We start from the raw sequence: 24,667 nt of genomic DNA, 5'->3' as shown, positions 1-24,667 counted from the left end.
ATTTTTATAAAAGAAGTTAACTGAGGTGAGTTTAACTTCTTTTTATTTTATTTTGAGTAGGAATTTTATTATTTTTATGTCAGTTTCTTTAAATTAATTTCATATTCATAAGGGTAATTTTATAAAATACAAACAAACGAAGGAATAAGGGGTATTTACATGAATAATAGAATAAATTACACAATTAAACACCCATCAGATTTCAATGGATTATTAAGCTTATATGAATCTTTAGAATGGAATTCTCTTAATTTAACGCTGAATGAATTGGAACAAATGTGTAAACAAAGTTGGTATGTAATTTATGCTTTTGATGATAAAGAGTTAGTGGGGATGGGGCGTATTATATCAGATGGTGTAATAACAGGCGTTATTTGTGGTGTATGTGTATCGCCAAAGTTTCAGTCCATTGGTATTGGAAAAGAAATCGTAGAACGATTAATCCAGCACTGTGAACAAAACAAGGTTATTCCCCAACTTATGTGTGTGGAAAAATTGCAATCTTATTACGAATCTATTGGGTTTGAGACATTCTCTATTGGGATGACAAAACATATTAAAAGATAGTGTGGCTTTATATTTTCAGTGTACTTGTGCATATTTTCAATAAAGGAGACTGACTATATGGAGATTGCTAAAGGGGTAGAAATGTTACAACTTGAGTTTCAAGAATTTATTATTCACCCAATTCTTTTATGGGATGATGAAATGGCAGTGTTAATAGATACTGGTTTCCCTGGACAATTTGAAGACATACAAGTAGAGATGGAAAGAGTAGGGATACCCGTTGATAAGCTAAATGTTTTGATTTTAACGCATCAGGATATAGATCATATAGGTAGCCTTCCTGATTTGTTGAAGAATGGTGTAAGCGATATTAAAGTTTATGCGCACGAGCTAGATAAGCCATATATTGAGGGAGAGTTACCTTTATTGAAAGATGGAAATGTAGAGAATCCACCAAAAGGAAAAGTTAGTAATACGGTGATAGATGGGCAAGAACTTCCGTATTGCGGCGGGATACAAATTCTACATACCCCAGGACACACTCCAGGTCATATTAGTTTATATTTGAAACAAAGTAAAACCCTTATTGCAGGAGACTCGATGTATAGCGTGAATGGAAAGTTAGGAGGAATTCACGCCCCAACAACTTTAAATGTTAAGGAAGCACAGCAGTCTTTGAAGAAGTATTTAAATTTAGAAATTGAAACTGTAGTTTGTTATCACGGGGGATTATGTAAGGAGAATATATATGAACAAATTCAAAAATTGTAGAAGATGAAGTTAAGTATATTTTTGTTAATTAATGCTAAAGTATAATCTAATTACTAGTATATAAAAGAGCATGTTTGAAAAAATTCAAACATGCTCTTTTATTAAATGAAATCTATTAATATTAACGGCCTAATCCGTTCCAATAAAAAGAAACGATTTCTTGTGCTAATTCATCTATATTTGTAAGAATAGGATTGTGATTCTCATCTTTAAAATTCCCGATTGATAATAAAGATACAAATGCATGAGCCGCAAACTTAGCGTTTCCTTTTGGGATTTCTCCAAGTTGCATCGCTTTATCGAGTGCTTTTTCTAATACTTCATACATGTTGTCTTCAGCATTCTTTAATTGTTTCAATTGTTCTTCAGCTAACGATAGTTTTGCATCTTTCATAAAATTCTTCATATCAATATCCATCGTTGCGTGTAAGTAAACTTTAGCGAAGTCCGATAACCTTTCTTTTAATGTCTTATTTGTAGAAAGGATTTGAGACATATTCTCGCGTATACGTACCATCATTTGAATCATAGTAGCGGTAAATAAATCTGCTTTTGTTGAATAGTAATAGTAGACGGTTGCTTTCGTAACACCACAAACTTTTGCGACTTCATCCATGGAAACGACTTGATAATTTTGAGTAAGAAATAACCGAGTTGCGACTTCCAAAATGGTTTCTTTAGTAGATTTTATATTTTTATTTTGACGAGGCCTTCCAAGAGGACGTTGTTTTTGTTCCAAATCCATTCGCTCCTGACATGTATTGTTGAGATAATTATAACACAAATTTTTATTCATTCTTGATTAATTAACCGACCAGTATATATAATTAGTATTGGAGGAGAAAAGGAAGGTGGGTTTTTATGAAAAAGCACCCGTTACATATGTTAGGGAGGCTTGCAGCAGGGAAGAATACGCAATGGATAACATTATCGGTATGGATTCTTATTACATTATTACTTTCATTTACGTTGCCACAAGTAAACAGTACGAAAGAACCGAATCCGAAAAATTTACCTGAAACAGCTATGTCGCAGCAAGCGGAAGCACTAATGAAAAAAGAGTTTCCGAATAATGCAGGGAATCCTTTATTAGTAGTATGGTATAGAGATGGTGGATTACAGTCACAGGATTATAAACTCATACAAGACGTTTATAAAGAATTAAAGGCCAGTCCTTTAAAGGAACAATCAACGTTACCACCATTTGATACAATACCAGAACAAGTATTATCAAAAAGCGCATCAAAAGATGGTACATCATTTGTCACACCGGTATTCTTTAATAAATCTGCCGGAACAGATATATTAAAAGGAAATCTTGAAGATTTAAGAAAGATAGTAAATAGTAAGGTGGAGGAAGATCCATTTAAACAAAAAATAAGTGAATCTGGTTTACATGTTCGATTATCTGGACCTGTAGGTATTCAAACTGATGCGGTTAGCTTATTTAGTCAAGCTGATGTGAAGCTGTTAGTTGCTACTGTACTACTCGTATTAGTCTTATTAATTTTACTGTATCGTTCACCAATTTTAGCAATTTTACCTCTACTTGTTGTTGGCTTTGCATACGGTATTATTAGTCCTACACTCGGTTTTTTAGCTGATCACGGATGGATTAAAGTAGATGCCCAAGCGATATCAATTATGACAGTATTATTGTTTGGTGCTGGAACGGACTATTGTTTATTTTTAATTTCAAGATATCGAGAGTACTTGTTAGAAGAAGAAAGTAAATACAAAGCATTACAACTTGCAATTAAATCTTCTGGTGGGGCAATAATAATGAGTGCGTTAACTGTTGTACTTGGATTAGGAACATTATTACTTGCTCATTATGGTGCCTTTCATCGATTTGCAGTGCCATTTAGTGTTGCTGTATTCATAATGGGAATCGCTGCTTTAACAATTTTACCAGCGTTATTATTAATTTTCGGTAGAACTGCATTCTTCCCATTTATACCGAGAACAAGTTCAATGAATGAAGAATATGCAAAAAAGAAAAAGAAGGTAGTAAAAGTAAAAAAATCAAAAGGCGCCTTTAGTAAAAAACTTGGAGATGTTGTAGTACGAAGACCGTGGACAATAATTATGCTCACTGTATTTGTTTTAGGTGGATTGGCTTCATTTGTACCACGTATTCAATACACATATGACCTATTAGAATCGTTTCCGAAAGATATGCCTTCTCGTGAAGGCTTTACGATAATTAGTGATCATTTCTCAGCAGGTGAACTAGCGACAGTAAAAGTAGTTGTTGATACGAAAGGAAAAGAGCTTCCTATTAAACAAGAACTAGAGAAATTTTCTTTCGTAAAAATAGTGAAAGAGCCAAAAAAGGGTAAAGAAAATAAGCAAATACAAATGTATGAGGTTTCTTTAGCTGAAAATCCATACTCAATTGAAGCGTTAGATCAAATCCCTAAATTGAAAAATAGTGTAGAAAAAGTATTAAAAGATGCGGGGATTAATAATGTTGAAGATCAATTGTGGATTGGTGGAGAAACAGCGTCACTATATGACACAAAACAAATTACGGAACGTGATGAAGCAGTTATTATTCCAGTAATGATTAGTATTATAGCTTTACTATTACTTGTCTACTTACGATCGATTGTAGCGATGATTTATTTAATAGTAACTGTTGTTTTATCATTCTTCTCGGCATTAGGTGCTGGATGGATATTACTCCATTACGGTATGGGGGCTCCAGCAATACAAGGTGCGATACCGTTATACGCATTCGTATTTTTAGTTGCTTTAGGTGAAGATTATAATATCTTTATGGTTTCAGAAATATGGAAAAACAGAAAGACACAAAATCACTTGGATGCTGTAAAAAATGGCGTTATACAAACAGGTAGTGTCATTACATCCGCAGGTTTAATTTTAGCAGGAACTTTTGCAGTATTAGGTACACTTCCAATTCAAGTTCTTGTTCAATTTGGTATTGTAACTGCAATTGGTGTACTACTAGATACCTTTATTGTTAGACCATTACTTGTACCTGCGATTACGGTCGTTTTAGGACGCTTTGCTTTTTGGCCAGGAAAACTTTCAAGAAAAAGTGAAGAAGTACAAAAGGTGGATGCATAGTTAAGAAAGCCAAGGATACTTTCCTTGGCTTTCTTCTATGTAGTTTATTAATTTTTTGAAGTCAAATCATCAGTTACAGCATGATCAGCATCTTCAATAGCAGTTTCTGGCATTCCGTATAAGCCATTCATTGCTTGTTCTTCTACATTAAGGTTTACAGTATTATTATTTTGAATAGGTGTATTGTTTGCGATAGCATTATCTTTTTTATTTACATTTTTGTCATTCATGTTTGAATCCTCCAAACGTCAGTTGATTTATTAATAGTATGTGGTTGGATTCCAAGAAATATGTGAATGGATTTTTGCAGATGTTATATAATTAAATAAAAACTTGAGGATAAATTTAAATTGTAAGGAGTGAAAAGTTGTGGTGAGAACAAGAAAGTTAGCCTTCTAAAATAAAATGAAATTTTAGGAGGCTATTACAATGAGGTTTCATATAATTGACAGAGAAAATTGGAATAGAGAGCAGTATTTTGAACATTATTTAAAGTTGAAATGTACGTTTAGTATGACTGTGAATGTTGATATTACGAGGTTATTAAAGGAATTAAATCAAAAGGGAATAAAATTTTATCCCGTTTTTATATATTTAATTTCTAGAGTATTAAATAATCATAAAGAATTTCGAACATGTTTTAATGATGAAGGAGTTTTAGGTTATTGGGAGGAAATGACACCAAGTTATACAATCTTCCATAAAGATGATAAATCTTTTTCAAGTATATGGACGGATTATTCTAGTGATTTCCACATTTTCTATAAAAATTATGAAGAAGATATGAGATGCTATGCTAATGTTCATGGTCTTTTCACGAAAGAGAATATTCCGCCAAATGCTTTTCCTATTTCTAGTATACCTTGGGCTAGTTTTACTGGATTTAATCTAAATATTAATAATGATGGTGATTTTCTATTACCGATAATAACTTGTGGAAAATATTTCACTGAAGAGAATAAGGTTATACTACCAGTTTCATTGCAAGTCCATCATTCGGTTTGTGATGGGTATCATGCGAGTCGATTTATAGAGGATTTACAGGAGTTAAGTAATAGTTGCAACGAGTGGCTAAAGTAATATCTAATTTTTAATAATATACAATTAAAAATAAATAAAAGAAGAGAACATGTTTATATTGCATGTTCTCTATTTTATTCATTAATATTGAGTTACAGTGGAAAATATAGGTTGATTTGTAGTTTAATAGTAAATAAGATAATTGATTTTAATTTTCTTTATTTTATAACTATACCGTTCATAAAACTTATTATTTTGTAACAATGAAGGGGAAAACAAAAATGACGATAATCTGTATAGAAAAAGCTACAATTTTAGATGCTGAAAAGTTAACAGAAATAATGACACGAACATTTAATGAAGAAGCAAAACATTGGCTAAGCGATCAAGGTGATGTAATTGACTATAACATTCAACCACCAGGTTATTCTTCAGTTGAAATGATGAAATATTCGATTGAAGAACTCGATTCTTTTAATGTGATAATGGATAAAGAAATAATCGGGGGTATTATAGTTACGATCTCTGGTAAGTCATACGGTCGAATTGATCGTATTTTTGTTGATCCTAATTATCAAGGAAAAGGGATTGGATCACATGTTATTAAATTAATAGAGGCGGAATATCCGAACATAAGGATTTGGGATCTCGAAACATCTAGTAGACAAATTAATAATCATCATTTTTATAAAAAAATGGGCTATGAAATAATTTTCAAATCTGAAGATGAGTATTGTTATGTAAAAAGAATAACTGTAGAGTCAGCTAAAGAGAACCTGATTAAAAATAATGATATGAAAAATAACCAATATGAAAACTGTAATCTAACAAATACAGAATATTATCAAGTAAATTTAAAAAATAGTGCATTTGTTGGTAGTAATATAATGCATATGAATATGAGTAATTGTAATGTGAGTCAATCAAAGTTTAGAAATATCAATTTTAAAAGTTCTTTATATGCCGATTTAAATCTTTCCGGTAGTAAATTTTCTTTTGTGACTTTAGGTGGAGTTCATTTTAAAGATACAAACCTTGGAGAAGGTAAACATCCTATTTCATTTAATAGATGTGATTTGGAAGGTAGTACGATATGTAATAGTAATCTAAAAAATATGGAAATAGAAAATTGTGATATAACCGGTATGACAATAGATGGTGTTCCAATTGAAAAGCTGCTGGAGTTATATAATAAAGTAAAAAGTTAACCTGCATTAATGTAGATAAGCTGTTCATAAATTGGATGTTATACTGAAATGATTATGTAAAAATAACATAAAGAAATATAGAAGAGAAGGGGTTTCACCCAGGGGTCTAGAATGAATATGTATTGTTATGAATATGGAGGGGAGAAAATATGGAGATCAAACTAAGAGCGGTAGAAATACAAGATGCTAGAGCAATTCATCGTATATGCATACAAGATGATGTTTTACCTTATATGGTTTTCTTACCTAGTATGCGTGTAGATGCGATGGAAAATAGAATTCGTAATTTAGCGCCAAATCAATTTGAATTTGTTGCAGAGTATGATGGGAAAGTTGTCGGATTTGTTGGATTAACCCAAAGCCCAGGACGTAGATCTCATTCGGGGGATTTGTTTATGGGGGTAGATAGTGAATATCATAATAAAGGCATTGGGAAAGCACTTCTTACAAAAATGCTTGATTTGGCTGATAATTGGTTAATGTTAGAGCGAGTAGAGCTTGGTGTTTTAGCAACGAATCCTAAAGCGAAATCGCTATATGAAAAATTTGGATTTGTAGAAGAGGGAATAAAAGTAGGGAATTTGAAGGCTCACGGAAAGTTTATTAATGAAATTATGATGAGTCGTTTTAGACCTGATGGTTTAATCATACATAATGGATAGTGAAAAGCATGACATTATAATACTGTCATGCTTTTTATTTGTTAGTTGTTGTTAGGCAGTTTTGGTTGCACTAAAAATAATGCTAAGCCAATAAAAATAACTGTAATGCCTAGTCCTTGTTGTAAAGAAATAGTCTCATTTAATATAAAGTACGCTAGTATACAAGTTCCAATCGTTTCTCCTAAAATGCTCATAGAGATAACTGTAGCACTCATCCATTTTAATAACCAATTGAATATTGTTTGACCTAAAATCGTAGCAATGAAAGTTAAGCCGATAAAGCACAACCAAGTTTGTGTAGAGTAATGGATGAAAGATTCTTGCTGCATGTAGGCAAATATACCGAGAAAACAGGCGCTACTTCCATAACTAATTACCGAATACGGTATAAGTGATAAATCTTTACGAACATGTTGGCTAATGAAAAAGTAAGCGGTAATAATTCCGGCCGCAATAAAGGCTAAAATATCTCCGTATAATGCTTCTCCGCTAATTTGGAAGTCTTGCCATCCGATGACGATACTTCCTGAAATAGCGATGAGGCAACCAATAACCGCTCCTTTCGTAAATCTCTCTTTAAATAGAAAGTAACCACCAATCATTGAAAATAAAGGTTGTAACGTTACGATAACTGTAGAACTCGCTACAGAAGTATATTGTAATGATTCAAACCATAGTACATAATGTGCAGCTAAAAATAGCCCGGATATGAATCCGAATCCCCATTGTCTTCTTGTTACTGTTTTTAGCTCGTTTCGATTATTTTTATTAAATAGTAATAACGGTAATAGAATCAGTGCAGCAAAGAATAATCGATAAAAAGCAATGATAGCCGCAGGAGCATCTGCCAATTTTACGAAAATTGCTGAAGTTGATAGGGCGAATACGCCGAAAAATAAGATGCAATATGAAAGAATAGGCGATTTCACAGTTTGTCCCTCCGATACAATGTTTATTATAATAAAATTAATACGATATAATGTACAAAGGTAAGTATATAAGTCCTTAAGGCGATAGGAAAGGATTATTTGCCTTTGTTTACTATGTCAGCACAAAGACAACGAAATATGCAATATGATGAACGAAAGGAAGGTTTTACTATGATACATGATAGACTCGGACAAACTGTATTAAGTTATCGTAAGAAAAATAATATGACAATTCGTGAATTTGCTAATTATGCAGGAATTAGTACTTCACTAATTAGTCAAATTGAACGAGGATATGCGAATCCTTCTTTAAGTGTATTGGAATTAATTGCGAAAGCATTAAATGTACCGCTATTTACACTTTTTATTAATGAGATTGATACAGATTCACTCATTTCTAAGAAAAAAGATCGAAAAAAAGTATATCGAGAAAATAATGATCACATTGTATATGATGTATTAACACCGGATTTTATGAAAGCACGTATTGAAATGCTAATGATGGATTTAAATAAACAAGCAAACACAACGGAAAGTCACTATTCACATGAAGATAAAGAAGAGATTGCTGTTGTTATGAAAGGAGAAGTGTATGTGGAGTTAGAAGGAAAAGAATATTTTTTAGAAGAAGGCGATGTTGTACGTATTCCGCCAAATGTGAAACATCGCTTTTTGAATAAAAGTGATGAATCCAATCATATTTTATTTGTATTGACACCATCTTTAGGATGAGTATTAAGTGATTTTTATTACGGGGGAAAAATAGATGGAAAATAAAACTGTTTTAAGAGATGGTCTTTCAATTATTTCTCAGTGTAAAAAACAAACAAATGATATTTGGCATGCGCATTTCGGAGCAGCTGCAATTGCTAGTTATTTTTTCATGAAAGATAACAATATGGAAGAAGAGATCACTCATAGTATGTATTCCCAATCAAAAATGATGTTGAACAATCAAAACTTAGGTGAAATCATCGATAGTAAAGAAGAAATTGATTTTCAAAGTGCTGAAAAACGGATTATAAAATCATTGGAGCATACAATTGATGAACTTCATTGGGTGGGGCATAATGTCATTTATGCTGCATTAAGTTTATTAGCTATAAAAGAGTTACAAAAATGGGGGAATAATCAAGCAATTGAAGGGATTACTAACCTTATATTATCGTTTCGAAAAACAATTCCTGGTAGATCGTGGATTGGTTTTACGACGAAGGAAGTAAAACAATTAAGTATAAACGATGAGATAGAAAGTGAATTCAAAAATCCGAAACAATTATCTAAGTTTATTTTAAAGGAGCTCTCGCAATTTAATATTATTTATAGAGCGGAAGCGCATCATGATTTAATTGGTCATTTGCTTACTTTTTCTCATGCAATTAATATTATGTATGATTTAGGGCATAGAGATATATTCCAACGAGGGATACGTCCACTGTTAAAACTAGTATACGTGTTACGTGCTAGTCAATATCTTATGCCGAATACTGAAATTAACTTGCACTCACCTATAGATCGTTTACCTTTAATCGAATCAAAACGTGCTTATGTATTACCAACAGAAAATCAATTTTGGCTAAAAGACTATAGTGCGTTTGATTGGGATTTCGGGCATGTTTTTAAATTCTCATATAGTTATTTTGATCATATAAAGAGAGCTCCAGAATATAAAGATATTACATTAGAGAAATTCCGATTTGTTATTAATACATAATGAAGTCTAATGATCTGTATAAAGGGTTAAATTTAAATTTTTTTGTTGATAGTATATTATTTTTTTATTTGTAAGATTTTACATGCTTATTTTACTTTTACTAATTATGTAAATAGGCTATACTAAAATACATATATTTTAGTATTGGAGAGAGAAGTAAAACGACATGGAATTAGTGAAATTGGAAAAAGTCATTGAAATAAAGAAAGAAGAACTTTTATATTTAGTATCGGATTACGGAATTCAACATGAAAAAGTATTGGCATTAAGTCAAGAAATAGACAAATTGATTAATTACTTTATGTTTTTAAAATAAAAAGAACTATGGCATGATTTGAAAATGTTATAGTTCTTTTTTATTTGGAAATTCAGATGTATATTCTATATACTGATAATAGATAGAATATTCTGTTTTGAAGGAGGGAGATATATGATATTACATACGCACATTTCAGGCGAAGGGGAACCAATTATGCTTTTACACTCTGGTGGTATGACAGGTTTAGTAGAGTATGAAGAGCAGGTAGCATTTTTTCGAGAAAGAAACTATCAAATCATTCGTCCTGATTTAAGAGGACATGGAAGATCAGGGGGGACGTTGGAGAATTATTTCCTACGATCTGTAAAGGATTTACATGATACGTTAGTACATTTACAAATTGATAGATGTCATATAGCTGGTGTTTCACTAGGAGGATTAGTCGCTTTATTATTTGCAAAAAAATATCCAGATAAAGTGAGAACATTAACTTTTTCAGGTATTTTTCCGGTTAAGAGAGAAAATTGGGAAGAGTCTCAGGAGTATGAAGCAAAGTGTCATCAGGAATTGATGGAAAATAAAGAAGTTGTAACGTATATGAATGAAATTCATGAGAAAAGTGACTGGAAAGCATTACTTGAATCGTGGCAAGTTAAAGATTGGTACCCATTTGATGAAACAGGTGATGTAGCTAATCTTCAAATACCTACACTTTGTATTGCTGGGGGAGATGCAGAAGATGAAGTTACAGCTACTACAATGTTCAAACAATTAAACGATAATATTTATATTGCTGTTATTCCGTTTGCTGGTCATTTAGTGCATAACGATCAACCAGAAATATATTCGAATATATTGTCTAATTTCTTACAGAATGCACAAGCTGCTAGTCGAATATAAGGACTTTTGGGTATAATAATAAAGGAATTATTAATTGTATCGGTTAGGAGCGCAGCACATATGAAAACAGTTGTTGTTATCGGTGGAGGTATAACGGGACTTTCTACTATGTTTTATTTAGAAAAATTAAAAAAGGATAATAATATCGATTTAAATTTAATCCTTGTAGAAAAAGAAGAGTACTTAGGTGGTAAAATCCATAGTGTAGAAGAAAAGGATTTTATTATGGAATCAGGAGCGGATTCTATCGTTGCTCGTAATGAACATGTTATGCCGCTTGTAAAAGATTTGAATTTAGAAGAAGAAATGGTATATAACGAAACGGGTATTTCTTACATACATTCTGATAATACTTTACACTCAATTCCATCTGACACTATATTTGGGATACCGATGAGTGTGGAGTCTTTGTTTAGCAGTACGCTAGTATCAACGAAAGGGAAAATTGTTGCTTTAAAAGATTTTATAACGAAAAATAAAGAGTTTACAAAAGATACTTCACTTGCTGTATTTTTAGAAAGCTTTTTAGGGAAAGAGTTAGTGGAAAGACAAATTGCTCCGGTGCTTTCAGGAGTATATTCCGGTAAATTGAATGAACTTACTATGGCATCGACATTACCGTATTTACTGGATTATAAAAATAAATATGGAAGTATTATTAAAGGTTTTGAAGAGAATAAAAAACAGTTTCAATCAGCAGGAAACAAAAAGTTCGTATCATTTAAAGGTGGACTATCTACGATTATTGATCGTTTAGAAGAAATGCTGACTGAGACAGTCGTTAAGAAAGGCGCTGTAACGACTGCTGTAAGGAAACAAGGTGATCGCTATGAAATCTCCTTTGCAAATCATGAATCAATCCAAGCTGATTATGTTGTTTTAGCAGCTCCGCATGATATCGCAGAAACTTTATTACAGTCTAATGAGTTAAACGAGCAGTTTCATACATTTAAAAACTCATCTCTTATAAGTATTTACTTAGGATTTGATATACTTGATGAACAATTACCGGCGGACGGCACAGGATTTATCGTAACGGAAAACAGTGATTTACATTGTGATGCGTGTACATGGACAAGCCGGAAGTGGAAGCATACATCGGGAAAACAAAAGCTATTAGTAAGAATGTTTTATAAGAGTACAAATCCAGTATATGCAACGATTAAAAATTATAGTGAAGAAGAATTGGTACAAGTCGCTTTATATGATATTGAAAAGAGCCTGGGGGTTAAAGGGAAACCAGAAGTAGTTGAAGTTACAAATTGGAAAGATTTAATGCCGAAATATCATTTAGAACATAATCAAGCTGTTCAAATATTACAAGAAAAAATGACGGATCTTTATCCTAATGTATACTTAGCTGGAGCTTCATATTACGGTGTCGGAATTGGTGCGTGTATTGGAAATGGGAAGAACACTGCAAATGAAATAATTGCAACATTAAATGAATCGTCAAACTAACATAGTATAAATAAATAAATAAATAAAATGTCCCTCCAGTATATTGGAGGGACGTTTTATTTATTTCACTTGAATTGAAATTTTTTTATTAGTTGTATTATTCTCAGTAATCGTTAATGCTATGTTCCCAGATTCTTTAAATGAATATGATGAGAGTTGATAAAGCTCTTTTATGCCATGTTTCTCTTTTAATTTATTGGCTGGAAGTGATGTTATGTTCGGTTTCCATGTTTCCTGTTTACCCGAAGGATAGTTAACTATTATTTCTGGATTATTTAATTGCATTACTTCCCAAGAGGCAAAATGTAGTTCAACTTCTGTATCTTTCTTTAGTAATACTTCTGAGAAATATCCAAGCTCTCCGACATTACCGAAAACAGTAAAGTTTTGATTTTGTAATGTGATATCTAAATGTTTAGGTTGATAGGTTGCTGCGTGATAGATTCCATATGAAAGCGAAAGAGTGGAAGCGATTAACATGCCGATTGAAAATGTCATAAAGCTATTACCTTTAAAACTAGTCATCATGAATGAATTTGGGGCGAACTTTTTTGCAAATAAAAATATGAGTAATATGAGTAAGAGGGATAAACTGATGAATATATACATAGAAAATATACACCTCCATAAAAAACATATTTTAACTATATTTTACCATGAATGTATGGGGGAGGGTGTTGTTTTAGCAGGGAAAAGTGAGCAAGGAATCGAAAGTATAAGACATCTTATTACGAGCGGAGTGATGGAAATGAAAATAATACAATTAATTTTAAAACTAGAGTGTAAAGAGATGATCATAGTATTTTGATCACCTCTTTATTTTTTCTAATCATGCAAAAGCAAGAAGGGTTATTTTTAGTTCGTATTGAATTAAGAGGATAAGCTTCTCTAGAAATATTTGATAAATGGGACATTGAGGACTTTCCTAATTATAAATACTTTTTCTGCTATAATAAATGAGTAGAAAGAAAGGAGTGATCCTGTGGCGTTTCCTATATTAGAAACAGAACGTTTGCGTTTAGTTGAAATAGAACAATCTTATTGTCAAAAAATATATGAAATCTTTTCATTGGATGAAGTAACGTGTTATTACGGTATGAATTCTTTTACGGAGTTTGGACAAGCTTCACGTATGATTGAATCTTTTTCAAAAAATTACTTTGAGAAAAAGGCAATACGATGGGGGATTGTATTAAAAGAAACAAATACTTTAGTGGGTACAATTGGATTAAATAATTTACAACTATGGAGTAAACGATCTGAAATTGGATATGACTTACATCCTCGTTATTGGGGGAATGGTTATGCGTCAGAAGCGGCTCGAGAAATTATTCATTATGGATTTCGAGATTTAGGCTTATTTAGAATTGGAGCTATTACATACCCTGAAAATGTTACTTCTTGTAAAATGTTATCTAAAATAGGCTTTCATAAGGAAGGGTTATTACGTGGATATATTCATCAAGGAAATAAGCAACATGATGCACTATTGTATTCTATAGTTCGAACGGATGTAGAGGATATAAAGTGAAACTTTAATCAGTGGGGGTTTTCTTCATCCCCTGATTATTAGTTGAACCAATCGGACTTTTATGGGAAGTTGATCCCCCACCTAAATTCTTTGCTTTCGCTGAATTTTGAGGTGGGGGTCTTACTGCCCATTAAAGCGGGATAAATTTATAATAAAAAAACCCTCTTATAAAAGAGGGGTTAAGTAAAAATTAACCTATTTTAGGTAATAAACGTTCTCCGCTTTTCATGCTACTTTTACATAAAGGGCATTTAGGCTCTTCTTCAAATGAAAAATTCTTTCTCATCCATCCTAAACAATCCTCTGATTCACATTCCCAGACAGGGGTTTGTTCTGGTGGTACTTCAGCTACATCGTTCTTTCGATTGCGATACATATAACCACTCCTTTTATGTAAAAAATTTTAGTTATATATTAAAAAGGTTGTTAACCGAGCTGGTAACAACCTTTTTATTGTTTGAATTATAGCTTTACAACGTTTTTAGCTTGAGGTCCACGGTTACCGTCTTCAACTTCGAAGCTAACTTCTTGACCTTCGTCAAGAGATTTGAAGCCGTCGCCAGTGATAGCTGAGAAGTGAACGAATACGTCGTTACCGTCTGCAACTTCGATGAAACCGAAACCTTTTTCGCTGTTAAACCATTTTACTTTACCTGTTAATGTCATGGTAATGCCTCCTAAAATTTAAAAAGATTACAATATGATCGGCCTTATTTGAATGAAAAATAAAAGTTCACATATTATCAAACACCCATAAGGAGTACAAAATAATCCTGATTGATACTTGATAATATGCAAAGGAAATATGGTGTTAAATTGACCTTAATTACTATCTTACAACAAATGGTGGGAAATAGCAAGTGCTGGTAATACCAGTGAATAATCTTGGTGATAATAGTAAAACGCACAAAGTCATCTCTTTTATTTATATATTATTCCAAATTTAGGTTTATGCTAAACGGAAAACATTTTTATTGAAAGTTTGTATTAGAGAAACGATATATAGTATTAATATATTTGTTATGGAGGCGAGAATATTGCAATTTACTCAATTTAAAATAATTGAAGCAGCCAAAGAAGGAAGAAGGAAAGTCCATCCAGTATTCGCTATTATACTTGCAATTGTATTTTTAACTTTAGGTGAATTTTTCATGTTATTTATGTTGTTTTTACCGAAAGCAGAAACACTTTTAATGAAGGCAATTTATAGTGATATTGAGATGATATTGACGTTTGGCGGAGCTATATTTTTTGTTTTTTTATGGGTTAGATTTGTAGAGAAAAGATCAATTTCATCCATTGGGTTTTGGAGAAATCATTGGATAAGAAAATATTTGAGAGGTGCATTATTAGGGTTTGTTTTCATTTCGATACCAGTAATGATACTTTTATTAACAGGAATTGTACAACTACAAATGCAACAAATTACGCCAACCACTATAATTGGAATTGTGGGATCTTTAGTTGCTTTTTTAATACAAGGTGCAACAGAAGAAATTGTTGTTCGAGGTTGGTTATTTCCGGTCCTTTCTGCTAGAAGTCGTATATGGATTGGGATTGTTGTGACTTCTTTTTTATTTGGTTTTCTTCATTTACTTAATCCAGGTATTACAATTCTTTCAATATCGAATATAATATTAGTTGGTGTATTTGCAGCTTTTTACGCTTTGAAAGACAGTGGTCTTTGGGGGATATGTGCATGGCATTCCATTTGGAACTGGGCACAATATAACGTATTCGGTTTTGCAGTTAGTGGAATGGTGATGTACTCTACACCACTTTTTAAACCTGTAACAAACGGATCGGAAGTCCTTCATGGGGGCTCGTTCGGAATTGAGGGGAGTATCATTACAACAATCATGCTGTCTATCGCTTCAATTGTTTTATGGAGACAGTTATGGGGGAGAAAAGAGAAACAACGAGATTTAAGTTAATGAAAGTGGGAGAAACTATGGGGATTATAGCGTTTGAGGGAGCGAGTGCGGTTGGTAAGAGCAGCACGTGTCATGAATTAGAAAAAAATTATGGTGCATACATTATACCTGAAGTGAATTTTTTATTTGAAAGACCAAAAAACGAACATAGAACATGGTATTTTGAAAAACAAGTAGAGCGCTGGAAAATAGCAGTGCAGAAGTCAGAGCAATATGAATTAGTAATACTTGATGGTGATATTTATCAGCCACTTAGTTATAATTGGTGTTTCCATTTTGATATATTTAATCAGCCATTATCTTTAATAGAAAACTTTTATAAAGAAAAGCTGATCAATAAGGAAATTGGTTTTCCTGATCAATATTTTTATTTATATACGAATGATGAAGAACTTAGAAAACGGAAAGAATCTGACGAGACAAAAAGAAGAAGAAACTTTGAAAAACATTTACATATATCAAAATCGTTTCAACGTTATTATGAAAATTTAAATACCGTTACAGACGGGTACTGCAAAATGATTGATGCGAAAAGTGTAAAATCGAATGAGTTAGAAATTGTGAAAAGTTTAAACTGTTTAAATGTGTCTGAAGAGAGCCGTTTTGATGTTTCAAGGTTAGATGCGATTACGAAGTGGTTAAAAGAACATCGTGCATAAAAACAACGAGTGCCTTATAAGGTACTCGTTGTTTTTATATGTATTATATATTGATTTTAAAATTTGTAAGTTCGCTTTTTCATTTTTCTTAATAGCATTTGCATATTTAGCTAGAAAGAGCTGAGAAGGATAAACCGGTAGTTCACCACAAATGTCGATACCATAAACATTTTTATTCCTAATAAGAGAATGTAAACATTTTAACGTATTATCCGAAAGAAGTCTCCTTCCTCAGGCGTGTGAAAGACGATAGTCTAGCGGCAGGTGGGAGATGAATTTCGGTTTGGCGTAGCCAAACATTTGGTTTTCCTATTTATTTCGCCTTTGATATAATTATTCTTATAAGAGGTAAAGTTTGGTATAACAATGAAAGTAGATAATAATTTTGTAGTGTTCAGGTTGTGTGATTACCGTCATAGCTTATGGGAAATGAAGCGGAAAATGGGGTGAATGGATATGGCAAAGCAGAATAAGGCTTACAAATTTCGTCTGTATCCAACAGAAGAACAAGCACATCTCATACGTAAAACATTCGGCTGCGTACGATTTGTATATAATAAAATGCTGGCTGAACGAAAAGAAGCATATGAAAAACACAAAGCGAATAAGGAAGAACTGAAGAAACAAAAATTCCCTACTCCTGCGAAATACAAAGTGGAGTATGAATGGTTGAAAGAAGTCGATTCCTTAGCGTTGGCCAACGCGCAATTAAATTTGCAAACTGCGTATAAGAATTTTTTTAGTGGTCAAAATGATTTTCCAACATTCAAAAGCAAAAAGAGTAGAAAATCCTATACAACGAATCGAGTAAACGGAAATATTATGTTATTTCATGGTTATATCAAATTACCAAAGTTGAAAATGGTGAAACTGAAGCAACATAGAGAAATCCCGCCAAAACATATCATCAAATCGTGTACGATTTCGATGACACCTACTGGTAAATACTATGTGTCCATCTTGACTGAATATGAAAAAGAGATTGTACAAAAAGAAGTACAATCTGTAGTTGGATTAGACTTCGCAATGGCTGAATTGTATGTGAGTAGCGAAGATGAGAAAGCCAATTATCCTCGCTTTTATCGTCAGATGTTAGAGAAATTAGCGAAGGCACAACGAGTATTAGCAAGACGTGTGAAAGGTTCAGAACGCTGGAATAAACAACGCATTCGTGTAGCGAAATTGCATGAAAAGGTCGCCAATCAACGTAAAAATTTTCTTCATCATAAGTCTAAAGAATTAGCTACGAGTTTTGACGTTGTAGCAATCGAAGACTTACATATGAAAGGAATGTCACGAGCATTTAGATTTGGTAAGAGTGTAGCGGACAACGGTTGGCGGATGTTCACGACATTTTTAGCATATAAGCTACAAGAACAAGGAAAACAGCTTGTAAAAATAGATAAATGGTTTCCTTCTACAAAGATGTGTAGTAATTGTGGAAATAAAAAAGAAATGCCATTATGTGAACGCACGTATGCGTGTTTGTGTGGACTCACAATTGGCCGTGATTATAATGCAGCGATCAATATCAAAAAGGAAGCCATTCGCTTATTAGTGTTGGCATAAATAGTAATAAAATAACCTTTGGAACAAGGGAGTTAGCTCGGCTGTCCTAGGACAAATTCGTTAGCTATCAAAAGTAGCGATGAACCGAGAAGCCCCCACTTCAAGTAGGCTCGTAAGAGATACTAAGTGGTGGGTAGTTCACTAGTGTAGAAAGTTTCATATGTCCTTGATCCCAATTTGTAATAGTTACTTTTGAATCTAAAACATCTTTATCAATGCTTACATATATAGTCTCTGTATGAATATGCGAAAGTATTGTATGTACAGATACTTCATTAGATATATCTATCGGGAATACTTCTACGCATGAATAATCATTAGAATGAATGGTTAAAGAAGAAGGTCCGATAATAATTACTTTCTTTAATTTCGGGTTATTTTGAAGTGCGAATGATACCCATGAACCGCAAGAAATAAGAGTATGTTCATTTTCTTCTTTTAAGTTCATGTCAATGTGATGATCAAATAAAATAAGGCTAAATGGTTCATCTATTTCTTTTAGTAGCAAATAAGATACATAATGATAATTTCCAGAACCGATAAAGGTGATTCCTCTTTGCTTTCTACGATATAACTCCCGTTTTATTCGCTTTAAAGAAGGAGTCTCGCAATACAGGTTTGCGTGCTCTAAATGACTAAAATCAATATCTTCATGTGAATAAGAATGAAGTTTATTTTGTAATAAATATGTATCGTCAAAGTTTAAAAAAGTTAAACCGCTATACAATAAACTCATATTTATTCATCTCCTTTATATGTAGGCTAGCATATATTTTTATAAAATTAAAACGAAATGCTTAGAGATGGATCTGCATTTGAAAAAGACGGGTATTTTGACGGAATAATCTTTCAATTTACAAAGAAAAGAAATATAATATAAGGAAATATATATATGGTTCAAGAAATAGAAAATACGAAATGGGATATGTGGGAGGAAACAGGCAAGATGAAAACATTTTTTAAAATAATAGGTATTTTAGCTGGTATGGCGGTAATTGGCGTAGGTGTAACATATGGTATGCTGTATTATCTAAATAATAGTAAACCAGCTGCGAAAAAGGCATCACCAGCTGCTCCGGCAGCAGAAGTACTAGCTGATAGTAATGTAAAAGCTGAAGATGCAAAGCTTTTAGAAAATGGTAATCATTCATTACCGAATAGTGGTTTTAATAAAAATTTTAAGTGGACAGATGAAAACATACAGACAGCATTACATGAAATGGCACATCAAAAAACGAAGGCTGATCAAAAGTGGGGCTATATTTTTATCACACAAGAACGTATTGAAAGTTTACTTGATATTGTAAAGAGTAATGACCTAGTACAAGGAAATACATATGCAGATATTTTAGAGAGATGGCAACAAGGAAAATATGAAAAGATGAATGCGGATCACAACAAGATTTGGAAATTACAAAGCGGAAATTTAGGTGAAGGAAAAGGAGTAATGTCAGAAGCAGAACAAAAAGAGTTAATTAATCAATTGTTTATGCAAAAAGGTACTTATTCAGGCAGTAAATTAATTGCAGATGGGGGACAGACTAATAAATAAGATACTATTGGAAGAGAGTAAGTGCTTATTAGGCAGTTACTCTTTTTTTGTGCACCTTTTAGTCCCGCTCTAGTAAGGAAAGAAACGATTGTAAAACGGGTGAAATCCATCTAGATTTATGATAGATTACATGGCTTTGAATAACTGTTGAAGTTTCGATAGGCTGAAAACAGAGTTGTTCTTTTTGACAACTTTCTTGTACAACGATGTAAGGAAGAATTGAAATTCCTAATTCACACATCACAGACTGTTTAATGACTTCAACGTTGGAAGTTTCAAATGTTTTAGCTGGAATATTTCCGCTTTGACGTAAAAACCGATCTACCATCGGTCTATAGCCGCAGCTTTGTTCTGTAAAGATAAATTGAGTATCATTTAGTAAACAAAATGGATTAGAGTGTGTTGAGTAATGTGTAGGTAAAATCCATCCAAATGCTTCATTACAAAAAGTACGCGTAATAAAATCATTATGTTCCATACTTTCCCCGATTATGAAAATAACATCTGTTTCTCCTTCACGCAGCTTATTCATTGCTTGTTCGTTTGTAGTTGTTTCCAGTACGATATTTACTTTCGGATTTTCCTGTTTGTAAGTACGTAACAATTGTGGTAATCGGTACACTGCTAATGATTCGTTAGACGTAATACTTAATGTTCCCTTTAAAGCATCACTATTTTGAGGGATTTCTTGCGCTTTTTCATAAATAGCTAGTAATTCTAGGGCATAAGGATGAAATTGATGACCTGCTTTTGTAAGAAGTACTTTTTTTCCTAATCGATCGAATAGAGGGAGACGTAAATCGTTTTCTAATGCTTTTATATGCGCTGTCACAGTAGATTGCGCATAACCTAACGCATGAGCAGCTTTAGAAAAACCACCATACTTAACAATCGCACAAAATGTTTTAACATGTCTCATTTCCATAAGCAATCCCTCTTTTATTATCATGATTTGTGAATGATTATATCACGTATTTCAATTTTCCAAATGATTAAATCCTTTATAAAATGAAATTGTAGAAATATTCATTTAAGTGATATTGGAGGAGAAAAGATGATCAAAAAGGGCTATCATGTAGCTGTAGTAGGGGCTACAGGTGCAGTAGGGCAGAAAATTATTGAACTGTTAGAAAATGAAATGAAGTTTAATATAGTTGAAGTTACATTGCTTTCGTCAAAACGATCCGCTGGTAAGGTAGTACAATTTAAAGGACGAGAGATAATTATACAAGAGGCAAAAACAACTAGTTTTGAAGGTGTTGATATTGCCTTTTTTAGCGCTGGAGGAGAAGTGTCTAGACAATTTGTTAATCACGCAGTCACTAGTGGTGCCATCGTAATTGATAACACAAGTGAATACCGAATGGCGCACGATGTACCGCTCGTTGTTCCAGAAGTAAATGCGCACACTTTAAAGGAGCATAACGGTATCATAGCAGTTCCGAATTGTTCAGCATTACAGATGGTAACGGCTCTTCAGCCAATACGAAAATCATTTGGTATAGAACGAATTATAGTTTCAACGTATCAAGCTGTATCAGGATCTGGAATTCACGCGATTCATGAATTAAAAGAACAGGCTGAGTCTATGCTTACAGGTGAAGAAGTAAAGAGTACTATATTACCAGCGAAAAAAGATAAAAAACATTATCCAATTGCGTTTAATGTACTTCCGCAAGTAGATATATTCACAGATAATGATTTTACATTTGAAGAAGTAAAAATGATTCAAGAAACGAAGAAAATTTTGGAGGACCAAAACTTGAAAATGGCAGCTACTTGTGTGCGTGTTCCGGTCGTATCCGGGCACTCAGAATCGGTTTATATAGAACTTGAAAAAGAAGCAACTGTTGCAGAAATAAGAGAAGTGTTGCTGGATGCACCAGGTGTTGTACTGCAAGATAATCCTAGTGAACAGCTGTACCCAATGCCATTATATGCAGAAGGGAAAATAGATACATTTGTCGGGAGAATTAGAAAAGACCCTGATACACCAAAAGGATTCCATCTTTGGATTGTTTCCGATAATTTATTAAAAGGGGCCGCTTGGAACTCGGTTCAAATTGCAGAAACGTTGGTGGAAGAGGGGATAATATAGTATAGGTAAATTAGGAAACTGTTAATGATTACAGTTTCCTAATTTTTATTTTATAATTGTTTTCTTTATTCCAGCCAAATTTGATTTGAAAGACAGTAAAAAACATCAAGAATGAATAAAATTCATTTGGTATGATATGGATAAATTAGATGTAAGGGGGGATTTAGATGTACCAAGTAAAGGGGTACTTTTCATCATTAAAAGGAAGTCATTATGATATTGGAAAGCAACAAGGGGAGTTTGTGAAAAATCATCCGTATCTCATTCCACAATTTATACAGCAAGAACATTTAGTATCAGATAATTATTGGACAGAATCTAGAAATATATTAAATGAATATTGTCCAGGAATTAATGAAGAAATTGAAGGGTTTTGTGAAGTGTTGAAAATTCCTGCTAGAAATCTGATGTATTATTATCAAACACTATTAAAAGCAGGATGTAGTCATTGTGTCGTATTACCTAAAAAGACAGATTCAAAGCACACATATGTTTTAAGAAATTATGATTTGTCACCAAAAATAGATGATATGCGTTTTTGCTCAACACATGTTGAAGGTGCATATGTGCATAGTGGCTTTTCTACTTTTTATTTCGGTCGAACAGAAGGAGTTAACGAGCATGGGTTATCTGTTACATTTTCAGCATGTGGTCAACCAGTAGGAAATATTGAAGGCTTACGAAAGCCAGTGTTAAGTGGTTTACAATGCTTTGCGGTAATTCGAGTATTATTGGAGAAATGTAAAAATGTGCAGGAGGCGATATCACTAGTTGATGAAATGCCAATTGCAAGTAATATTAATCTAATTGTAGCAGATCCTTTAGACGCAGCACGTATTGAAATATTTGACGGTTTTAAATCAATAACCACAATTGATGAGGAAAACCAAAATTTTATCGTATCAACAAATCATGCGATTAGTTTATCTGTTCAAAAATTGAATAATAGAAGATTAGAACAATCTACAAACAGATATTACACATTGTATGAACATTTAAAACGAAATGAACAAGTGAGCATGGATTCTTTAAAAGAATTAGTAGAAAGAGAGTATCCTACTGGGCTGACAGTACATAATTATGAAGAATGGTTTGGAACTTTGCATTCTGTCTTATTTGATTTGCATAATCGTACAATGAATATTTGCTTCGGATCTCCACTATTCAACGACTGGTACTCATTGAAAGTTGGAGGAAGTCTTTCATTTTCTCAGGTAAATGTGAAATTTAATAATAAAACGTATACTGACTTTTGGAGAGAAGAATGCTATTAATTGATTCAAGAAGAATAAATGAGATAAAATGGTAATAGTAAGGTGTATATAAGGGGGGATTGCCATTGCTAAAAGTAATGTTACCGATTGTTCTTATCTTATTTGTTGCCGTTTCAATGTATATTACTTATGAAAAAAGAAAAAAAACAGGGGTAAAAGGATTGAAGAGTGCGTTAACTTCAATTTGTTTCTTTACACTAGCAATCTTAAATTTGCTTGCATATTGGTTTAACTTTGGCGGTATTTTTATTTGGTTAATTTCAATTGTTTTATTACTAGTGGGGGCATATTTTACGAAATATATTCCAATATCTAAAAAGGTACATTGAAATTTATTTGAGTTTAAAAGTTATGTTGTATTTTGTTTTGAAAAGAGATTATTCTACTAGAGCGTTGTGAAACGGTTTTATAGGATAATCTCTTTTGTTCGTTTAGCTTTGTAAAGAACGTACTGTTCTTTTTAGTTGTTCAATAAATTCTCGAGTTGCAGCTCACAATGTTTTTATTTTGTAAAAAGTCTATATACGGTTTTGGTAACACTGTAATTCCCATTCCTTTTGAAACCATTTGGATTAAAGATTCCATCGTACTAATTTCTAAAATTGGTTTTGGTTTAAAGTTAAATTTTTGACAATGAGATGTAATTAGTTCGGTTAAAAAGAAATTTTTAGGTAAAAGAATTAAAGGGTAGTTCTGTAATTCAGCAATAGATACATGATTACGTTCAGCTAATTGATGATCGGTTGGTACGACTAATGTAAGTTCACTTTTGTATAGAGGGATAGAAATAATCTCCTTATCTTGCACCGGGAGAAATGTAATGCCAATATCTAGTTCGTTTTGTAATAATTTTTCACGAATATCTCCTGTACGAAGCCCTAATACAGAAAGCTTTATATTGGGATATGAATGATTAAAATTTAATATAGCTGGTGGTAGTAAATAATTTACGACGGTTAACAAAGAGCCTATTGTTAAGGAACCTTGCTGTAATCCGTTTAGATCTTGAATTGCAGAACGAGCTTGTTCGACTTCATGAAAAATGGTTTTACTATGTAATAATAAAATCCTTCCTGCATCAGTTAAAGATATTTTTTTACCAATGCGATCGAAAAGCGGCATTCCTACTTCATGTTCTAATGCACGTATTTGCTGACTTAGAGAAGGTTGTGAAATATTTAGTTTCTCAGCTGCTTTGGTGAAATGCAATTCTTTTGAAACAGCTAAAAAATATTCAAGTTGTCTTAATTCGATTGGAATCACCTCAAGTTTAATGATAGGTTATATCTATCATTATTATATAAATAATTGGATTGAACAATGATTTTGTGGAGCTTATAATCACTTTATTAGAGAGGGATTGAAAAAATTTTGAAGTAAAGATAGATAAGTATCGGAGCAAGGATATTTGAGTGGTTATTACATTTGCTGACCTTTTGTCATTTTAAATGAAAAATAGACAGAGAGTTTGAAAGTATAAATTAATCTATTGAAAAATTGTGGGTTAAGTAAGAGGAGCGATTAAG

26 protein-coding genes and 3 pseudogenes are annotated in these 24,667 nt (G+C 32.6%); 19 read left to right on the top strand and 10 right to left on the bottom strand.

Annotated features, from left to right (window positions below; all coding sequences use genetic code 11):
• Window positions 1-159: 159 nt before the first annotated feature.
• Together DN394_RS24720 and DN394_RS24715 are read left to right on the top strand one after the other, a co-directional pair.
• Window positions 160-567 carry a GNAT family N-acetyltransferase gene (locus DN394_RS24720; RefSeq protein WP_001065227.1) on the top strand — a complete coding sequence of 136 codons (408 nt, stop codon included), beginning with the start codon at window positions 160-162 and terminating at the stop codon, window positions 565-567.
• A gap of 57 nt (window positions 568-624) precedes the next feature.
• On the top strand, window positions 625-1,278 hold the full coding sequence (locus tag DN394_RS24715; RefSeq protein WP_061672479.1) for an MBL fold metallo-hydrolase: 654 nt from the start codon (window positions 625-627) through the stop codon (window positions 1,276-1,278).
• Between the two features lie 121 nt (window positions 1,279-1,399).
• Here DN394_RS24715 and DN394_RS24710 read toward each other — a convergent pair whose 3' ends face one another.
• A complete protein-coding gene (locus DN394_RS24710; RefSeq protein WP_081257019.1) occupies window positions 1,400-2,023 on the bottom strand; it encodes a TetR/AcrR family transcriptional regulator in 624 nt (207 codons plus the stop codon).
• Window positions 2,024-2,139: 116 nt separating this feature from the next.
• Between DN394_RS24710 and DN394_RS24705 the strand changes: the two genes are divergently transcribed.
• Window positions 2,140-4,371, top strand: coding sequence for an MMPL family transporter (locus DN394_RS24705; protein ID WP_098208943.1), 2,232 nt, complete (start codon window positions 2,140-2,142; stop codon window positions 4,369-4,371).
• 47 nt (window positions 4,372-4,418) lie between these two features.
• Here DN394_RS24705 and DN394_RS24700 read toward each other — a convergent pair whose 3' ends face one another.
• Window positions 4,419-4,601, bottom strand: a complete 183-nt coding sequence (locus DN394_RS24700; RefSeq protein WP_000998381.1) for a DUF4021 domain-containing protein — start codon at window positions 4,599-4,601, stop codon at window positions 4,419-4,421.
• Window positions 4,602-4,800: 199 nt separating this feature from the next.
• Between DN394_RS24700 and catA the strand changes: the two genes are divergently transcribed.
• The 3 genes from catA to DN394_RS24685 all read left to right on the top strand — a co-directional run bounded on the left by catA (window position 4,801) and on the right by DN394_RS24685 (window position 7,261).
• Entirely contained in the window at window positions 4,801-5,451 is a 651-nt protein-coding gene (catA, locus tag DN394_RS24695) for a type A chloramphenicol O-acetyltransferase (protein WP_001210946.1), read from the top strand.
• A 203-nt stretch (window positions 5,452-5,654) separates the two neighbouring features.
• The gene (locus DN394_RS24690) at window positions 5,655-6,599 is read left to right on the top strand and encodes a GNAT family N-acetyltransferase (RefSeq protein ID WP_116891179.1); all 945 of its coding nucleotides are present in this window, start codon (window positions 5,655-5,657) and stop codon (window positions 6,597-6,599) included.
• 149 nt (window positions 6,600-6,748) lie between these two features.
• On the top strand, window positions 6,749-7,261 hold the full coding sequence (locus DN394_RS24685) for a GNAT family N-acetyltransferase (RefSeq protein WP_048563037.1): 513 nt from the start codon (window positions 6,749-6,751) through the stop codon (window positions 7,259-7,261).
• A gap of 41 nt (window positions 7,262-7,302) precedes the next feature.
• Here the strand turns inward: DN394_RS24685 and DN394_RS24680 are convergent, their stop codons facing one another.
• Window positions 7,303-8,190 carry a DMT family transporter gene (locus DN394_RS24680; RefSeq protein WP_098208942.1) on the bottom strand — a complete coding sequence of 296 codons (888 nt, stop codon included), beginning with the start codon at window positions 8,188-8,190 and terminating at the stop codon, window positions 7,303-7,305.
• A gap of 171 nt (window positions 8,191-8,361) precedes the next feature.
• Here DN394_RS24680 and DN394_RS24675 point away from each other — a divergent pair, with 171 nt between their 5' ends.
• The 5 genes from DN394_RS24675 to DN394_RS24655 all read left to right on the top strand — a co-directional run bounded on the left by DN394_RS24675 (window position 8,362) and on the right by DN394_RS24655 (window position 12,524).
• Window positions 8,362-8,922: a helix-turn-helix domain-containing protein gene (locus tag DN394_RS24675; RefSeq protein ID WP_000581042.1), complete on the top strand. Its 561-nt coding sequence runs from the start codon at window positions 8,362-8,364 to the stop codon at window positions 8,920-8,922.
• Window positions 8,923-8,956: 34 nt separating this feature from the next.
• Entirely contained in the window at window positions 8,957-9,904 is a 948-nt protein-coding gene (locus DN394_RS24670) for a hypothetical protein (protein WP_000428951.1), read from the top strand.
• Window positions 9,905-10,070: 166 nt separating this feature from the next.
• Window positions 10,071-10,220, top strand: coding sequence for an aspartyl-phosphate phosphatase Spo0E family protein (locus DN394_RS24665; protein WP_000424361.1), 150 nt, complete (start codon window positions 10,071-10,073; stop codon window positions 10,218-10,220).
• 114 nt (window positions 10,221-10,334) lie between these two features.
• Window positions 10,335-11,063 (top strand): alpha/beta fold hydrolase, encoded by a 729-nt coding sequence (locus DN394_RS24660; RefSeq protein ID WP_000600638.1) that lies wholly within the window; start codon window positions 10,335-10,337, stop codon window positions 11,061-11,063.
• 60 nt (window positions 11,064-11,123) lie between these two features.
• On the top strand, window positions 11,124-12,524 hold the full coding sequence (locus DN394_RS24655) for a protoporphyrinogen oxidase (protein ID WP_098208941.1): 1,401 nt from the start codon (window positions 11,124-11,126) through the stop codon (window positions 12,522-12,524).
• 60 nt (window positions 12,525-12,584) lie between these two features.
• On the opposite strand, the gene DN394_RS24650 is transcribed toward DN394_RS24655, so the two are convergent.
• The gene (locus DN394_RS24650; RefSeq protein ID WP_002108316.1) at window positions 12,585-13,133 is read right to left on the bottom strand and encodes a hypothetical protein; all 549 of its coding nucleotides are present in this window, start codon (window positions 13,131-13,133) and stop codon (window positions 12,585-12,587) included.
• A 373-nt stretch (window positions 13,134-13,506) separates the two neighbouring features.
• Here DN394_RS24650 and DN394_RS24645 point away from each other — a divergent pair, with 373 nt between their 5' ends.
• A complete protein-coding gene (locus DN394_RS24645; RefSeq protein ID WP_000885384.1) occupies window positions 13,507-14,055 on the top strand; it encodes a GNAT family N-acetyltransferase in 549 nt (182 codons plus the stop codon).
• A gap of 190 nt (window positions 14,056-14,245) precedes the next feature.
• Here the strand turns inward: DN394_RS24645 and DN394_RS24640 are convergent, their stop codons facing one another.
• Both DN394_RS24640 and cspD read right to left on the bottom strand, forming a co-directional pair.
• Window positions 14,246-14,431: a cold-shock protein gene (locus DN394_RS24640; RefSeq protein ID WP_000286202.1), complete on the bottom strand. Its 186-nt coding sequence runs from the start codon at window positions 14,429-14,431 to the stop codon at window positions 14,246-14,248.
• Window positions 14,432-14,517: 86 nt separating this feature from the next.
• On the bottom strand, window positions 14,518-14,721 hold the full coding sequence (gene cspD / locus DN394_RS24635; protein ID WP_000176365.1) for a cold-shock protein CspD: 204 nt from the start codon (window positions 14,719-14,721) through the stop codon (window positions 14,518-14,520).
• Between the two features lie 371 nt (window positions 14,722-15,092).
• On the opposite strand from cspD, the gene DN394_RS24630 reads away from it, so the two are divergent.
• Together DN394_RS24630 and DN394_RS24625 are read left to right on the top strand one after the other, a co-directional pair.
• Window positions 15,093-15,989 carry a CPBP family intramembrane glutamic endopeptidase gene (locus DN394_RS24630; protein ID WP_098208940.1) on the top strand — a complete coding sequence of 299 codons (897 nt, stop codon included), beginning with the start codon at window positions 15,093-15,095 and terminating at the stop codon, window positions 15,987-15,989.
• 17 nt (window positions 15,990-16,006) lie between these two features.
• A complete protein-coding gene (locus DN394_RS24625; protein ID WP_098208950.1) occupies window positions 16,007-16,648 on the top strand; it encodes an AAA family ATPase in 642 nt (213 codons plus the stop codon).
• Here the strand turns inward: DN394_RS24625 and DN394_RS24620 are convergent.
• A pseudogene (locus DN394_RS24620) lies at window positions 16,628-16,852 on the bottom strand (hypothetical protein); the annotation flags it as partial. The gene DN394_RS24625 and the pseudogene DN394_RS24620 overlap by 21 nt on opposite strands.
• Before the next feature lie 252 nt (window positions 16,853-17,104).
• Between DN394_RS24620 and DN394_RS24615 the strand changes: the two are divergent.
• Window positions 17,105-18,217 carry an RNA-guided endonuclease TnpB family protein gene (locus DN394_RS24615; protein WP_149294344.1) on the top strand — a complete coding sequence of 371 codons (1,113 nt, stop codon included), beginning with the start codon at window positions 17,105-17,107 and terminating at the stop codon, window positions 18,215-18,217.
• A 133-nt stretch (window positions 18,218-18,350) separates the two neighbouring features.
• Here DN394_RS24615 and DN394_RS24610 read toward each other — a convergent pair.
• Window positions 18,351-18,953: pseudogene (locus DN394_RS24610) on the bottom strand (arginase family protein); the annotation flags it as partial.
• A gap of 189 nt (window positions 18,954-19,142) precedes the next feature.
• On the opposite strand from DN394_RS24610, the gene DN394_RS24605 reads away from it, so the two are divergent.
• A complete protein-coding gene (locus DN394_RS24605) occupies window positions 19,143-19,769 on the top strand; it encodes a PRK06770 family protein (RefSeq protein ID WP_141542944.1) in 627 nt (208 codons plus the stop codon).
• A 58-nt stretch (window positions 19,770-19,827) separates the two neighbouring features.
• Here the strand turns inward: DN394_RS24605 and DN394_RS24600 are convergent, their stop codons facing one another.
• Entirely contained in the window at window positions 19,828-20,694 is an 867-nt protein-coding gene (locus DN394_RS24600; RefSeq protein ID WP_252197149.1) for a LysR family transcriptional regulator, read from the bottom strand.
• Window positions 20,695-20,823: 129 nt separating this feature from the next.
• Here DN394_RS24600 and DN394_RS24595 point away from each other — a divergent pair, with 129 nt between their 5' ends.
• The 3 genes from DN394_RS24595 to DN394_RS24585 all read left to right on the top strand — a co-directional run bounded on the left by DN394_RS24595 (window position 20,824) and on the right by DN394_RS24585 (window position 23,470).
• A complete protein-coding gene (locus tag DN394_RS24595; protein ID WP_098149935.1) occupies window positions 20,824-21,867 on the top strand; it encodes an aspartate-semialdehyde dehydrogenase in 1,044 nt (347 codons plus the stop codon).
• A 167-nt stretch (window positions 21,868-22,034) separates the two neighbouring features.
• Window positions 22,035-23,141 carry a C45 family autoproteolytic acyltransferase/hydrolase gene (locus DN394_RS24590; RefSeq protein ID WP_098149936.1) on the top strand — a complete coding sequence of 369 codons (1,107 nt, stop codon included), beginning with the start codon at window positions 22,035-22,037 and terminating at the stop codon, window positions 23,139-23,141.
• 65 nt (window positions 23,142-23,206) lie between these two features.
• Window positions 23,207-23,470: a hypothetical protein gene (locus DN394_RS24585; RefSeq protein WP_141542942.1), complete on the top strand. Its 264-nt coding sequence runs from the start codon at window positions 23,207-23,209 to the stop codon at window positions 23,468-23,470.
• A 102-nt stretch (window positions 23,471-23,572) separates the two neighbouring features.
• On the opposite strand, the pseudogene DN394_RS24580 reads toward DN394_RS24585, so the two are convergent.
• Window positions 23,573-24,404, bottom strand: a pseudogene (locus DN394_RS24580) (LysR family transcriptional regulator).
• Between the last annotated feature and the right edge of the window lie 263 nt (window positions 24,405-24,667).

This window comes from Bacillus sp. BB081 (assembly GCF_008368895.1).
In the GTDB taxonomy this organism is placed as follows: Bacteria; Bacillota; Bacilli; order Bacillales; family Bacillaceae_G; genus Bacillus_A; species Bacillus_A wiedmannii.
The sequence above is the reverse complement of the archived record's forward strand: the minus strand, read 5'-3'. Positions and strand labels throughout refer to the sequence as shown.